Below are 14,307 nucleotides of genomic sequence, written 5' to 3' on the forward strand. Positions count from 1 at the left end.
CGTCGGGGCCCTATGGCCCACCGCGGCCGCCGGATATATGCGGCGCGCCTCAAAACAAAGACCGCCGCCATCCGGTTGCCCGATGTGGCGGCGGTCGTTAGTCCAGCCTGGCTCGGCCTCAGCCAAGCGCTCTCGAATTTACCAGGCGTACCAGTATCCCCACCAGCGCTGGGACACGGGCCGTGCCTGCGCCTTCATGGCCGCGACTTCCTCGACCGGGCGAAGCTGGGGACCATAGATCGCGGGCGGGTAGACATCATCCCACAGCACAACTCCGCCTTGGACGGAAGCCGCCCGATGATGCGCCGGACCAAGCGCGAGCTCGGCGGCTGGCGCCACGGATGCCGTCAAGGTGAGGCCAAGGGCAGACAGGGCAATGCATGGAATAAGCACGCGGAAGTTCATTGGATTGAATCCCTTCTAAATGCGATGCGAAATAATGCGACGGCTCCCGGACGGTTGCAAGGGCATCGGTCGACCGATCAGCCCGAAATTTCCCATTGCGGGAGGCGAGGTCAGCTCGAAGCGCTCCTGTTCGACGATAAAGGCCCGGCCCGCAAGGTCGCAAAGGCTTCTCTATATAGAGAGAGTGATCGTTATATAGAGAGAGTGATCGTTGCCGACCGAGATGAGAGGTGGGAAAGGACGATCTGACACGGCACCGCATTGCATGCACACAAGAAGTCGAGGCGTGAACAATCTTTCGGCGCCGGGAGCCATCGAGAATCATGATGTCGACACACTGCTCGGTCTTGATGTGTCCCCGGACTATCCGGGACGACTCTCCATGGCTTCTGCATTTGTCTCCGCTTCCATTTTTGGCGCTGGCCTCATCTTGGGATATGCGCTGCGTGCTTGGCGCGTCCAGCGAAGGGCTGCAAGTTCCGGTGAGACCTCGACTCCCACCTCAACATTCGGCCATGCCCGACGAGCCTTTTAGGCACCGTCCGGCTCGTCGGCGGGCACGCGGGGGTCTCACTGAAACGAATGGGGGCATGACGAGATGAGTGAACCCAAGAAGGACGCTCCGCGGCGATACATCGTGGATGGCGCGGGACAGCGTGTTCTCGTCGGCCTGACGATTTCGGAGACGGTCGAGTTCGAAACGCTGGACAATCCGGATGCGCGATTGCGCGCCGGTTTACCTGACCAGGAGCGTCGTCTGCAGCAGAACGAGCACGGCGCGCGTTGGCTGGAGCTCTACGTCAAGCATGAGCGAGCCTGGAACGATTGGATGGCCGAGACGCGTGCCCGGCCGCAGAAGCCCTGCTTGCTCAATTAGGCAAGTCCTCAATTAGCAAGGCGCTTCACCTCTGGGCGCCGAGGCCCATTCGACCCTCGTCGCGGAAGAGGCTTTGGCAGATGGCAAGCGGTTGCCAGATGTCACACCGCGAGCATGCGGCTTCCCTGGATGCTCATCAGGGTGAGATTGCCGGTCGCATAGGCGCCGGTATCGATGTTGGCGCGGTTATTTCGCACATCGGCGTTCCGCACCGGCGTGTGACCGTGCACGACATATTTGCCGAAATGCTTTTTGCTCTCCAGGAACTCCTCGCGAATCCACAAAAGATCGTTCTCCTGCTGTTCGGATAACGCCACGCCCGGTCGAACGCCCGCATGCACAAAGAAGAAATCCCCGCACGTAAAGCTCAGCCGCAGATTGTCCAGGAATTCCAGATGCTCAGTCGGCATTGCGCAAATCAAATCGCGCAAGATCGACGTCGGCTCGTCGCGCTTCAAGTCCGGCGGGGCGAGCCCGTAAGACATCAATGTCTGGCTCCCCCCGACGGCAATCCAGTCCGCGAACAGTGAAGGGTCTTCGAACACGCTCACCAGAAATGCCTCGTGATTACCCTTGAGGAAGACCGCATTGCCCCGGCGACTACGCTCGACCAGGATGTCGAGGGTGGCGCGCGTGTCCGGGCCGCGATCGATGTAATCGCCCATGAAGACCTCGATCGCATAGTGCGGGCGGCTGCGAGCCACGTCGGCGTCGATCACCCGCAACATCGGCTGGAGCAAGTGCGCACAGCCGTGAATATCCGAGATCGCATAGATGCGAATTCCCTCCGGCAGGTGCGGCTTGTGGATTGGCCGACGTGGTCGGGCGAAAGATATCATGGCGCACAATCGATGAGGTGGTCGAGAAAATTTCCCCAAGTCGCCGGCACCTGAGAACTCCCCCATCTGACGCGAACAATGTGCGGTGAATAGGGTAGCGTCGTCGTTCTCCGGCTTGATCACGCCAAAAGAAGGGCGGAACTTTTTGCCTACCTGTTTGCAACGGGTCGAGCGAAGAGCGGTCCGTGGAAATTGCATCGCTGAACTTCAGAGCGCGGCAAAGATGCATGCCTCAATGCAAATCCTACGATGCCCTCGTAGTCAGAAATTGAAGTTCCCGCAAATACTGTTCGCAGTCTCGCAACGGATCGGCGCCTCAAAGATGAGCGAAGACGCGCTCGCGCGAGCATTAAAGCATCGTGTTGGATGTGGAACTCAATTCAAAATAGGGCAGCGCGTCGCCGATATGTCAGCACTGTGACGAGATTTTCAGCGCGTCGGATTATCACTTCTCGTTCGACGCGACGCATCAGTGCATCGCAAAAGTTTTGCATGCAGCGCCACAATGTCGCTGCGATCACTTAACACCCTTCGTCTGGGAAGCGGCAAATCTTCAGCATCACAATGACCGCCAGGCACTCTCCACACGTAGAGGATCGAATGGTTGTTGCAACTTATGGTTCTGAAAGCACCTATGCGGTGTCCTCCGCACGGGGCACGGCTCTTCAGAGGCCCTTTCAGCTTCTCGTCATCGCGGCCGACCTTTTGCTGATCTTGCTCTGCTACGCGGTGGCGTCGGAACTGTATAGCCTCGCTACGCCGTCATCTGGAGACGGAGCGCCCATCGGTGCCGGACTGATCGTCAGCGCAGTGTTCGTTGCGATCGCATATTTTCAGGGTGTGTATGCAACGCACCGTTTGCTCAGCCTGGTCTGGCAATTGCGCAAAGCGGTGATCATCTGGCTGGTGTCACTGACAATCCTTGCTGTCGCGGCGTTTCTATTGAAATCGTCGGACAATTTGTCCCGCGGCACGTTCCTTATCTTCACCGGCGTTGGCGGCGTTGGGTTGCTCAGCCTGCGCTTTGCGTGGCAGTGGGCGCTCGGCACGAGCTTTGCCAAGGGCAGATTGGTCGATCGCAAGGTTGCCCTGCTCAGCCTGAAGCCGCTTGATTTCACCTCGAGCCGTTTCAAGGACCTGCGCAAGAACGGATTCGACGTGGTTCGCCATTTCGTGCTTCCCGCTAACAGCCATGGGAACGGCTGGGAGAGGCAAATCCGCGATGTCATCCTCCAATCCCGTGCAGCAGATGTCGAGGAGTACCTGTTGGCGGTTGACTGGAACGAGCTGCCGTCGTTGCAGCAACTCGAACTGCACCTGCGCGCCGTACCACAGCCGATCCGTCTGTTGCCGGATAACTCGATTGCAGATCTGGTATCGCGTCCGTTTTTGCCGGTCAGCGGCACGGTGGCAATCGAGATTCAGCGACCACCGCTCAGCGTGTTTGAACGTCTCCAGAAGCGCTGCCTCGACGTCGGCCTGGCGTTGTTTTCGCTAGTGGCCCTGGCGCCGGTGCTGATCACCGTCTCCATTCTGATCAAGCTGGATTCGCCTGGGAGCGTGATCTTTCGACAGTCGCGCCGCGGCTTCAACGGCAAGCCGTTTGACATCTGGAAATTTCGCAGCATGTACGTGTGCGAGAATGGTCATTCGATTGCTCAAGCAACCAAGAGGGACGCGCGCGTCACGAGGATTGGGCGCTTCCTCCGCATGACCAGCATTGACGAGTTGCCCCAGCTCTGGAACGTGCTGCGCGGCGACATGTCGTTGGTCGGACCGCGCCCACATGCGCTTGCCCACGACAACTATTATGACGAGATCATCAGCAATTACGTATACCGCCACCACATGAAGCCGGGTCTCACGGGCTGGGCTCAGGTTAATGGTTTCCGGGGCGAAACGCCGACCATCGACCTGATGGAAAAGCGGGTAGAATATGACGTTTGGTATGTAAGGAACTGGAGCATTTGGCTCGACCTGAAAATTATGGCGCGCACGGCGGCTACCGTCATTTCCCAGGAGGCGTACTAGGTCAGCGCAGGCGTCATTGGCGGCGCGGCGCGGACTCATAGGCGCTGAGCTAGATGCGGATTGAGGCGAGAGCTCCTTTTGGAGCCCTTCAGCCGTCGCGCCAATCACCAAGTTTTAGGTCTTATGCCTACGCGCCCTGTTCCACAGCCGCATGATGGCCTCCCGTATTGCGATCAGCCGGGGCATCAGGACGAAAAAGACTCCCGTTGCGAATGATCCGAGAGCGTGGCGAAGGGAGAACTGTTCGTTGTGATCGAGCTGGTCTTGATGCTTTTCGATCGGGACGGGCGCAAGGATTGTTCCTGACCTGTTGAGCCGCGATCGCGCCCCGCGGGGAGGAACCACGATGAGCACGAATAAAACGTTGAGCAGTAGCCAGATGCTTAATATGGCAAGTACCGTCATCCAGTATATGGCAAGTACCGTCATCCAGTCCCACCGAAATGCAAGAGTATGGGGTCAAATTAACCGTCGGAACCTCAGAAGGAAAGGGTGCACAGCGCTGTTGCAATGTAAGCCGGCTCCTTTCAGCCGACGAGTTCCCGGAAATGCTCTATCTCGATCACCTCACGCCCGCCTTCATCAATCCGCGCAAACATCGGCTACGACAATGACCGTCGTTTGTGGACTCCGTACCACTACGGTTGGCGCTGGACCTATGGATCGCGCGAGCGCTAGGTGAGTTCGCCGGCGGCGGCAACCGCCCCCGTATTGCGCAAGAGGATTGATCGTGAAAAGAAAACGCGCGGCAGCGCGCCAATCATAACCGTTTTCCTGAACGATCGAAGATCTGTAACCTATGAGCGAAGCGGTCAACTCCGGCATCACCCAAGATCGACCGGTAAGGCTGGGTTCGGGTGAGTGCAGCGAAGCGAGTGCTTGTTCCGGGCGAAGTTCGCGCCTCGTGTTTTGGTGCCGACAGCTCCCCGCACTTCATCAGGTGTCCTGTCCGAATTCAACCGCGCAGTGTCGCCAGGAAGGACGGATCGATCAATTCAACGGCATCCTCAAGGAAAGCCTTGCCCAGTTTTGATGCCCGCCGATAAGCGGACACCAGTGCCGATCTCGACCCAGGTCGGCGAATTAGGATGAGCCGGACGTCATTGCGTACGAGGTCCTTGACATCGGGAAGGGCGAGTGCGTCGAAGCGGGCCGCCATGTCGATCCGCACCGGCATCAATCGCGCGTCGTTTGGTGCGACAAAATATGCCATCTTCAGGGCCTCGACCACGACCGGATCGTACGGGTCGCGCTGGACTTGAAGCAGAGCCAGTGCCAGCCATAGTTCGGGTTTGTAGGGAGAGATCGACAGCGTCCGCCTGACCCGGCCGAGAGCATCGGGCGCTATTGATCGCAGGATCGTGGCCCTTTGCTGACCGGACTCGATTGTCTGTAGCGCGGCGATCAATGCATAATTGCTCTCCAGCTCTGATCCAAACGGCGAGCGCGTTCCCAACAATGAGGGGGCGTCTCCAGTCCACCGCGCCCCAATCTCGGCCGCATCTGCGGGAAATGCTATCCGCCCCAGCGCCGTCACCTCCGCTACGGCCGACACGATCGCATAGGATCCGACCGTCAAGGCCGACGCCATCAGAAGAATGCGAAATCTGCTCGATGAACTCATTCTCGATGCCCAATGTTACGGTCGCGCGGATGCCGCCGAGTGGTTGGCGCCACTGGTCCGTCCCACGGATTGTGCAAGTCCAACTCCGACCATCACCGCCACGATCGCTCGAATCGTGGGGTTTGAGAGACTTGAGTCAAGAAAGCTCTCGCAGAGTACAACGACAACGCCGGCGGCCGCGGCGGCCGCGAAGAAGGAATCACGTCCTCGCCGAACGGCGCCGCGAAAGCTAACGAGGAAGAACTGGGCGGCGAAGACTACCAGGATGGCGCTCGCCAATCTTCCCGCCTCGACAGCCATTAAGACCGCGGTGGAAGGAGGGTCTGCCAGCGCAGCGCCGAACTCCTGATAGGCTCTCGAAGTCAGCCTAAAGGTTCCGAGACCATTGCCCCACGTCGGTGCATCAGAGAGCAGGTGCTTTGCCGGCGCAACTGCTTCCGGGGGAGGCTGACGAATCCAAGCAGGCCCAAGCCTCCGGATAGAGTGTGCGGCACAGCCATCGCGCTGGCGATCGCTGCAAGGACCAAGAACAATAGCGCCGAAGGCCAAAACCGAAATCCCAAGCGCCGGACAGCGGCTATGAACACGAGGACCATCAATCCGCAGCCAGTAACCGCCACCAATGTGTGTTGCTCGAGGGTCGCAAGTGCGGCGAATGCTACGGCAATTCCTAACAGGCCGCAGAAAACGCCGACCCAGAGTTGGGGCGAGGCCAGATTGTGGATGTTCTGCTGGTGCAGGTGGCGTTCGAGTGCCCGGGCGACGAGCGCGCCATTTGTCAATATCGCAAGAGCGGCTGCTGCCGGAAACAGGTTCGTAGCTGCGCCGGATTGGGGAATGATTCCGGCGAATAAATCGAGCCGGCCGAGTAGGAGCTCGACTGACATGAGGGTCGTCACTGCGCTCAATACGAACAGGATCGTTTCGGCCATACGGCGATCCCTGGCGATGATGATGGTCGACACCAGGAGCGACACATCGACCAGAAAGAGGAACAGGCTTTGCAACGTCGCGCCCGTATCAACGCTGATGCGGCCCGGCAGCGATGGCTGATTCAATGCGATCGAAGTCGCCGACCAGATCGGGTTCGCAAGCGAAGACATCGGAAAGATTTGCAACGTCATCCAGACGACCGGAAGCAAGAATATGAGGAGAAATTGCTTCAGCAACTGCGCGGCCGACGCGATTTGCGCCTCCGGACCTCTTGTTGCCATTGCCATCATTAACGCAGTAGCAAGTGAAATCACATGCTGTGCGAAGGACCCGCTTGTGATGGCCAAGATCGGAGTCGCGGCCAGCAATGTGATCAAAAAGCAGGAAGCGATGAGCAATCGGAGAACCGTGAGACGTGGAAGCGGGAATGGAGTGCAGCATTGCACAAGTGGGACATTGATACGCGTCGCATAGCCGAGCATGCGAGGCCACCGTCGTCTCGGTGATGGATGGCCGGATAGTTGCCACTATAAAGCATCATCACACGCGGCCTGCCAACTGGTCACATGCAGTCGATTTGCGGGATTCGCCCGGCATGACAGTTCCGTGACCGGCTAAACTATCGAGCATAGCAGTACTGCGACAAGTAACGGAGAGCCGTCGCCAGTCCAGCCATCGGCACCGCGCCGCGGATCGCGCTCGGTGTGGTCCCAATTTCAACCGCAAGCTCGTTTGCGGTCTGCCAGTCGCTGGCAGCAAGCTTCGAGGCGTCGGCGGGTAGTAGGAGCGCCACGCCGCCCTGGATCACAGATGCCTGGAACTCTGCGCGCTTCTCTCCTGCTATGAGGGCTACGTTCGGTCGCGCCGAGCGGGACAGTGGCTCGAGTACAATGAGTACAATTTCGATGCCACTCTTCCCGCATTGCAGGCTCAGACCAGCAAGGCGCGTATCCGACTTGGCACTATCGACGACATGCATCACTGAAATGGCATCGGCGCCGCCGTCTGGATTTTTGCTCTTAACTAGTCGCCATCCGCTCTCAAGCTGTGTCGATTGGCTGCCGGACTCGATCTGCTTGAACGCCTCTTCGTCGCAACGTCGACGCTGCTCGGCGCTGATGCCAGACCCGCAGTTCAGAATGCCCGGACGCACCGGCTCGGCTCGACCAGGAGCCGTCGTCACCAAGAGACCAGCACCGAGCAGAACTGAGCGCACCATCAGAAGCGCCGACCTAACATGCGCTAGCGCCAAATCATTCATGTTGTATCCAAGGGCCCTGTAGTGCTGCCCACCGCTCCGGATCAAGTATCTGACGTCAATCGACGTAACCATACCTCTTGTAGTATCGATTGCGATAGTAGGCTGCGCCGTACGTATCGTAGCGGCTCATCACCGACACGTTCACCTTGTTAAGAACCGCACCGAGCATCCGCTCGCGCACAACCGGCGTTTCGCCTAGCACGCGCTCGACGATATCGATTTTCGACTTCGCCCATTCGATGACAAGGATATAGGAATCAGCCAGCCCCCTGGTCGCCCGAACGTCGACGACCGGCGCCAGCGGGCTAAGATCGAGAACGATGCGATCAAAGTGCTGCCGTAGTTGCTGGAACAGATCGTCCATCTGTTGCGAGGCCAGCAGGTCGCTCGAATTCGAGAAGCGGGATGTGATAGCACAAGGAAGAAAATGTAGATTCGTCTGCGGGTCGATCCAGACCACGTCCCTCCAGTCGGCTTGGCCGATGACGACATGGATTAAGCCGTCCTGCGCAGCCGGAGTAAGCCTTGCGGTGAGGCTGGGGTTGCGGATGTCGCCATCGATCAGCAGCGTACGGCAGCCGCTTTGCGCCAAGGTCTGCGCCAGCGCTTCGCTGACGGTTGACTTTCCCTCGTTCGGAAGAGCGGAGGTAATCCCCAGGACCTTGTTGGACCCTGCACCGAAATTTGCGAAATCGCTGGCGAGCTTGATCGACCGAAATCCCTCCGCGAAGCGTGAAAACGGGGCATTGATCACGTGCCGCCCGACGCTCTCCTCGGTTGAAAGCAGACGGTCGCGATGCGACTGTTGGTGGCTGAACGCGGGCGCGGACCCGTGGAGTGGCAACGTCGTGCCGGATGCCCCGTGAACTCGGTGATGCCTGCTGCGGTTTGGGCTTGTCGCGTTTGCCGAATCGCCAGGCCGCTTTGCCCGATTGAGCGGAATTCGCTTTGATGGCACCCTGCTCTATGACCGGAATCGAAGCGAGACAGCGGGTATCCACGAACTGCTCGACCTGCGAAACGGTACGGAAGACGCGATCCATCATATCAAGCAGGATTGCGACGAGAGCTGCGAGAATCGACCCACCCACAATCGCCGCAAGCAGGATGAGTGTCGTTCTTGGCGACGTCTTGTTGGGAAGAGTCGACGCGGCCTGACTGATCACCCTCGCTTCGGTAACGGGAAACGACTGCTGCTGAACCGAGACCATGTACAGTTGCAGGAAGTTGTCCGATAATGCGCGAGCGCTCTGAGCGTTGCTTTCCAGATCCCTCAGGATGATTTGGGCCTGGCTGGTATTATTCGAGACCGCGATCGTATCGTTCAAGCTCTTCTGGCTGGACTCCTCGCGCGCCTTGGCAATTTCAAGGTCACTCTTGTAGACCTCGGCCGTGCGTCGCAGTTCGTCAATGATCGAGCGTCGGATTTCTCGCATCTGGTTGCGTAAATTGACAACCGCCAGATGTGTCGATCCATACCGGTTCGACCAATCGGCCTGCTTGGCCGCGTACTCGAGATAGGTCTGGCGCAATTTGGTGATGACCGGGTTGGCCATCGTCTCGCTCACAGTCGCCAGTTCATTCAGAATGACCTTGGAATCGTCGGTGTCCGCATTCAATATCGCGGTGATGCGTTCGAGCTTAGCTTGTGCCTCCGCACGCTGGCTACGCGCAGCCGTCAGCGAAGTATTGATTTCAGCGAGTTGCTGCTCGGTGAGCAGTCGCCCGCCGGCGTCGACGATGTTGTTCTTGGCCTTGAAATCCGCGACGGTGCGTTCAGCGGAAGACGCCTGCGACCGCAATTCCTTCAATCGGTCCTGCAGCCAGACCGCCGCCCGTCTCGAGGCCTGATATTTCGATTCCAACGAGTCCACGATATAGCCGTCGGCGACCGCGTTGGCGATCCGTGCTGCCAGGTCCTGCGACAATGCCTGAAAGGAGATCTCGATAACATAGCTCACGCCGACGCGCTTGATGCTGAGGCCGCTCGCAAAGCGAGCGAGTGCCGCGCGCAGTATTTGCTCTTCCGTGGGCGGGGTCGACTCGGAGAATATTCCGGTAATCGCGCTACTGATGCTGCTGAGCAATCCGCCACCGTCGCTCATGAAGTCTGCCGAACTCCGCAAGTTTCAGGTCCTTGATGACTTTGGAGGCGATCGCCTCGGACTTAAGAAGTTCGACCTGACTGTCGACCATCGCCGAGTCGATCGGGTTGTCTGCGCCGCTCGCAGGCGCTTGCGTCTGCAGGCCCTGCATCTTGCGGCTGTCGATCATCAGGATGGCCGTTCCGGTATATCGCTTCGGCGCCGTGAACACGTAAACGCCGGCAAGACAGATGCACAGGAGCAGCGTGAAAATCATCACTGGATACTGGCGGCTCACCAGCGCAAGCGCAGAGGAGATGGTCTGCTCCAGCGATGGAGCCTCCGGTGCGGTGGTTTCAATCTCGCGAGATGTGATCTTTTGAAGCATCCGGCCCGCCTACTTAAATCTCTGTGAATGCGGCATCAGGCTGGCCGTGCCGCGGCTGAACTCGTGAACGTTAAAGTGTCACGTAGAAGTTCCTGCTGGTAAGAATTCGACACGTCGGATGTGGTGGTCGACGTCGCAGCGCTCGAGAGTTGACCAGTGCCATCGAGGCTCTCGGCGAAACACCTAGCCAGGTCGTTCGACACGTTGTTGGTCAGAGAAGTTTCGGCAACGCTGCCGGCCCTTTGTCGGTGCTGCTCGCCGCAAAATCGTCACAATGCCCATCTCCGTCAACTCTGCCAAAAAAGCGACTTTCAAGATCGAGACGAATTACGCCGCCTGAGAACGGGTCGCCCACGAATTGGGCAGGGTTCCACGAATCTCACGTGCCGAGCCGGTGGACAGGGTCCGACCGGCCTCGAATTCTGCAATGCAATATCGACCTGAGTGTGACGGACAAGCATGAGGATCTTGCAACTGCCACAGGCAAGGCGAATCCGGTCTCGCGGTTGCGACTGAGCACGTGACGGCGGAATGCGAACGAGTCCGGTTTCGGAGCATCCACTATGGTGGCGAGGGTCGGCTTCGCAGTTCCACGGTGAATCCCCGATCGATCGGGCACTCGAAAGATCAAGCAACGAGACCTCAATCAAAATCCTTGATGGAGGATTCCCGATTCCAATCCACAAGCGAGCTTGCCAGATCGTAGTCGAATTTGAACCCGCTTGCGATCAGATGCTTCGGCAGAATGTTCGTAGAAAACCACAACTTCTTGATCCGGTCACGATTGATGCCGGTCTTGATGCCGACAGCCTGCAGCACCTCGAATGGAAGCACGGCGAGATTCATTAGCCATACCGGAATCGTTATCGTCGGCTTGGGGTACTCGGCAGCTTGAGAGAAGGCGGAGCAAATCTCGCTGATGGTGTAACGGTGCTCATAGCAGAAGTTGTAAATCGACAGACTGTCGTTGCGAGACGCCATGAAGAGCATCGACGAGACCAGGTCCTTCACGTAGCCGCACGACTTGATGGTGTCGGTGCGGCCGGGATAGATGAAGGCCCGCCTTTCGAGAAGCCTCGACAATCGCGTGAAATTGCCTCGCTCGTAGCGCCCATAGATGACGGCGGGGCGCACGATGGTAAGCCGCCTGTCCGGGTCCTCCGACTGCCATAGACGATGGATTGCTTCGGCCGAGAGTTTGGAACGTCCATAAGCACTGACCGGGACTGGCGTCGCATCTTCGGTAAGTGGGGTTTCCGTCGGACCGTAGACCGATATCGAACTGGTAAAGATGACATTCCGGCTGCCAGTGTCTCTCGCAAATCGGCAGACGTGCACCGCACCTAGCACGTTTGTATAATAATAGTCGCCGTCCGGATGACCCGGGGTGACATGGACCGCAGCCAGGTTGAAGATGTCGGCAGGCACCCCGCCACCGAGCTTCGGGTCGATTGGCTCACGGACATCATGATGGACATACTCGACGCCTTCGACGCACGCCCTGGGCTTCCCGATATCCACTGAGACGATACGGTCGTAGCGGCCGGAAGCGAGCATTCGCGTCATCAGATGTGTACCGATGAAGCCTGCGCCTCCGAATACAATAGCCTGGGTGGGATGGGACATGTGCGCGAGGGTCAACGTGAGTGAAGGTGCTGAATCAACTGCGACGAAGTTCGGTCAAGGCTTGCTGACGATCGAGCACGCGCATTGAAGAACTGCACGCCCCGCCGTTGCAAGAGTTGTGCCCGCACAGACCAAGATCGCTTGACGCGCAGTACGCCCGCTCGCGACCGCGAGCGTTTTCGCCGCTGGATATCAATGAAGCGAGCAAATCGGGGCAGCAATTGGTTAGTCGTGCGTTTTTGATGCGGCGATAACAAGATCGTTACAGGCAGCGCGTGTGAACGCGGAAACATCAGTTCCATCTTGGCGATCCCGAATGCGGTGGCGTTGGTTCAAGCGGCAACGCGCACATTTCTTGTGAGCGTTCAACCAGGGGTGTTCGTCTGAATCAACGACTGAATAGAGCTCGCGATACTCAAATTGAAAGTTCGTTGATCCGGCCGCAATCCCCAGTAGTCTCTGCAGCTTCTGGTAGCCTGCGAGCGGAACGACAATGCAGTCGGAACTTCCCGCGTAGCAAACCCGAACCCTGATCGATTGACCGCAAATGTTTTGAACCAGCACAATCTGCTCGATGATCTTGGGATTGTTGGCTTGGGGGTGCGTCAACGGATTGACCGATATGCAAAGCTTTCCGTCCGCTGTCGTGTGATTTGGAGCGAAAGTACCTTCCATCGGTCGAATCGAACTCGAAGGCCGAGTGGAAATGCCGGAGCCGCCATACATCGGAGGAGATGTGCGACCGAAGCCGGAAATTTGAGCATCGGCCGTCGTTGCGAGGAGCGAGGAAGCGATAGCTACACATATCGCCGCATAACCGTCTGAGCGCCTAGATCGGTTATCATGTATCTTCACTGCTCTGCACATCCATGATGGTTGGGGCCAGCTCTCGAAACGAAGCCGCGATTGTCGGCGGCAGGATAGATTTGCAGTTGCGGCAACAGAATGACAGGCAAAATGGTTCCCGGGATTGCAGGAGGAATCTTGCCTCTTCCTTGCGCTTGAAAACACGTGCTAGAGGCTGCACCTTCCTGGATTGGATGTCTGACGTCCGTCGACTGTGATGTTCTGTCGACGGTCATGCGACGTACTTACAACGCGAGTATTCTGGGCGGCGAATGTTGAAGGAGATACCAGGGCACGCTGTGTTGCCAGAAGTCGAACTGGCGACCCTGCCGCGCCTCTCGGTCGTCATTCCGAACCACAATTACGCAGCTTACGTGGGATCCGCGATCCGCAGCGCGCTGGACATACGATGGTCAAACGTCGAAGTGATCGTCGTCGATGACGGGTCGACGGACCATTCACTCGACGTCATCAACGAATTTGCAGACGAAGTCACGATCATCAGCCAGGCGAACGCCGGGCAGATGATGTCCTGTGTGAATGGCTTTCGCAGGTCGTCCGGCGATATCATCATATTTCTCGACTCGGACGACGCCTTGCGTCCTGATGTCATGACGGAGATCGTATCCGTCTGGTCCAAAGCCGCGAGCAAATATCAGTTTCAGATGCGCGTGATCGATGCCGACGGGCAGCCGACCGGAAATGTCCTGCCGCAGTACTTCTCCTGTCCGTCCTCGGAGGACGTCCGGAAGTGGATGGCAACCACCGGCGCTTATCCGACGCCGCCCGGGTCGGGAAATGCCTACCCGAAATGGTTTGTCGAGCGTGTCTTCGGCTTTGAGTCCGACTTCGTTGATCGGGCTCCGGACAGTTATCTTTTGGCGGCCGCTCCTGCATGTGGCGAGATCGTAACGCTCACCAAGCCGTTGGCAGATTATCGCGTGCACGGCCTCAATCACGGGGCTTTCCTTCAACTCGACGATACCCGCTTTGCGAGAGAGATCGACCTCACGCGGAGGCGGTACAAGTTCTTTTCCGAGATCGCGCGCACGGAGAAGCTGCCGGTTGCGCCCGATGCACTCAAGCGCAATTTGATATTTCTTTGTTTGCGGATAGCGTCGTTCAAGCTGCGGCCGGACCTTCATCCAATCGCAGCGGATAGCTCGTTGAGCATCGCTGTCGATGCGCTTGGAGCGGCTGCGTCGCCGCAAGGTTTCTCAAGATCGCAGCGCATATCGCTGCTGGCTTGGATCTTCTGCATCCTGATCAGTCCGCAGTACTTCCGTCGTGCCCTGGTGAGTTTGCGCTACGTGCCCGCCCAGCGGCCGAAATGGTTGCGCGCTTTGCTCGGTCGGTTCCGCATCATTCGATGATCAAGGCAGGGCTGGGACGC

General features: G+C 58.2%; 13 protein-coding genes. 4 read left to right on the forward strand and 9 right to left on the reverse strand.

Annotated features, from left to right (window positions below; translation table 11 throughout):
* Positions 1 to 138: 138 nt before the first annotated feature.
* Complete coding sequence (locus ACSKB8_RS42340) at positions 139 to 393, reverse strand: hypothetical protein (protein WP_438111303.1); 255 nt, start codon at positions 391 to 393, stop codon at positions 139 to 141.
* Between the two features lie 610 nt (positions 394 to 1,003).
* On the opposite strand from ACSKB8_RS42340, the gene ACSKB8_RS42345 reads away from it, so the two are divergent.
* Positions 1,004 to 1,282 carry a hypothetical protein gene (locus ACSKB8_RS42345; RefSeq protein WP_370988180.1) on the forward strand — a complete coding sequence of 93 codons (279 nt, stop codon included), beginning with the start codon at positions 1,004 to 1,006 and terminating at the stop codon, positions 1,280 to 1,282.
* A 101-nt stretch (positions 1,283 to 1,383) separates the two neighbouring features.
* Here ACSKB8_RS42345 and ACSKB8_RS42350 read toward each other — a convergent pair whose 3' ends face one another.
* Positions 1,384 to 2,121 (reverse strand): metallophosphoesterase, encoded by a 738-nt coding sequence (locus ACSKB8_RS42350; protein ID WP_438111789.1) that lies wholly within the window; start codon positions 2,119 to 2,121, stop codon positions 1,384 to 1,386.
* A 600-nt stretch (positions 2,122 to 2,721) separates the two neighbouring features.
* Here ACSKB8_RS42350 and ACSKB8_RS42355 point away from each other — a divergent pair.
* Positions 2,722 to 4,152: an undecaprenyl-phosphate glucose phosphotransferase gene (locus tag ACSKB8_RS42355; RefSeq protein WP_370988182.1), complete on the forward strand. Its 1,431-nt coding sequence runs from the start codon at positions 2,722 to 2,724 to the stop codon at positions 4,150 to 4,152.
* 955 nt (positions 4,153 to 5,107) lie between these two features.
* Here ACSKB8_RS42355 and ACSKB8_RS42360 read toward each other — a convergent pair.
* The 4 genes from ACSKB8_RS42360 to ACSKB8_RS42375 all read right to left on the reverse strand — a co-directional run bounded on the left by ACSKB8_RS42360 (position 5,108) and on the right by ACSKB8_RS42375 (position 8,928).
* Positions 5,108 to 5,743: a hypothetical protein gene (locus ACSKB8_RS42360; RefSeq protein WP_438111305.1), complete on the reverse strand. Its 636-nt coding sequence runs from the start codon at positions 5,741 to 5,743 to the stop codon at positions 5,108 to 5,110.
* Positions 5,744 to 6,138: 395 nt separating this feature from the next.
* On the reverse strand, positions 6,139 to 7,191 hold the full coding sequence (locus ACSKB8_RS42365) for a hypothetical protein (RefSeq protein ID WP_438111307.1): 1,053 nt from the start codon (positions 7,189 to 7,191) through the stop codon (positions 6,139 to 6,141).
* Positions 7,192 to 7,328: 137 nt separating this feature from the next.
* Positions 7,329 to 7,970 carry a hypothetical protein gene (locus ACSKB8_RS42370; RefSeq protein WP_438111309.1) on the reverse strand — a complete coding sequence of 214 codons (642 nt, stop codon included), beginning with the start codon at positions 7,968 to 7,970 and terminating at the stop codon, positions 7,329 to 7,331.
* Positions 7,971 to 8,025: 55 nt separating this feature from the next.
* Positions 8,026 to 8,928, reverse strand: a complete 903-nt coding sequence (locus ACSKB8_RS42375; protein WP_438111311.1) for a CpsD/CapB family tyrosine-protein kinase — start codon at positions 8,926 to 8,928, stop codon at positions 8,026 to 8,028.
* Between the two features lie 581 nt (positions 8,929 to 9,509).
* On the opposite strand from ACSKB8_RS42375, the gene ACSKB8_RS42380 reads away from it, so the two are divergent.
* Complete coding sequence (locus tag ACSKB8_RS42380) at positions 9,510 to 9,821, forward strand: hypothetical protein (protein WP_438111312.1); 312 nt, start codon at positions 9,510 to 9,512, stop codon at positions 9,819 to 9,821.
* A gap of 216 nt (positions 9,822 to 10,037) precedes the next feature.
* Here the strand turns inward: ACSKB8_RS42380 and ACSKB8_RS42385 are convergent, their stop codons facing one another.
* The 3 genes from ACSKB8_RS42385 to ACSKB8_RS42395 form a co-directional block, all read right to left on the reverse strand.
* Positions 10,038 to 10,442 (reverse strand): Wzz/FepE/Etk N-terminal domain-containing protein, encoded by a 405-nt coding sequence (locus tag ACSKB8_RS42385; protein WP_438111314.1) that lies wholly within the window; start codon positions 10,440 to 10,442, stop codon positions 10,038 to 10,040.
* A gap of 642 nt (positions 10,443 to 11,084) precedes the next feature.
* Positions 11,085 to 12,068, reverse strand: coding sequence for an NAD-dependent epimerase/dehydratase family protein (locus ACSKB8_RS42390; protein WP_370988188.1), 984 nt, complete (start codon positions 12,066 to 12,068; stop codon positions 11,085 to 11,087).
* A gap of 225 nt (positions 12,069 to 12,293) precedes the next feature.
* The gene (locus ACSKB8_RS42395) at positions 12,294 to 12,743 is read right to left on the reverse strand and encodes a hypothetical protein (protein ID WP_438111316.1); all 450 of its coding nucleotides are present in this window, start codon (positions 12,741 to 12,743) and stop codon (positions 12,294 to 12,296) included.
* Positions 12,744 to 13,186: 443 nt separating this feature from the next.
* On the opposite strand from ACSKB8_RS42395, the gene ACSKB8_RS42400 reads away from it, so the two are divergent.
* A complete protein-coding gene (locus tag ACSKB8_RS42400) occupies positions 13,187 to 14,287 on the forward strand; it encodes a glycosyltransferase family 2 protein (protein WP_438111318.1) in 1,101 nt (366 codons plus the stop codon).
* The last annotated feature ends 20 nt before the right edge of the window (positions 14,288 to 14,307 follow it).

Source organism: Bradyrhizobium sp. BR 1432, assembly GCF_051547705.1.
In the GTDB taxonomy this organism is placed as follows: Bacteria; Pseudomonadota; Alphaproteobacteria; order Rhizobiales; family Xanthobacteraceae; genus Bradyrhizobium; species Bradyrhizobium zhanjiangense.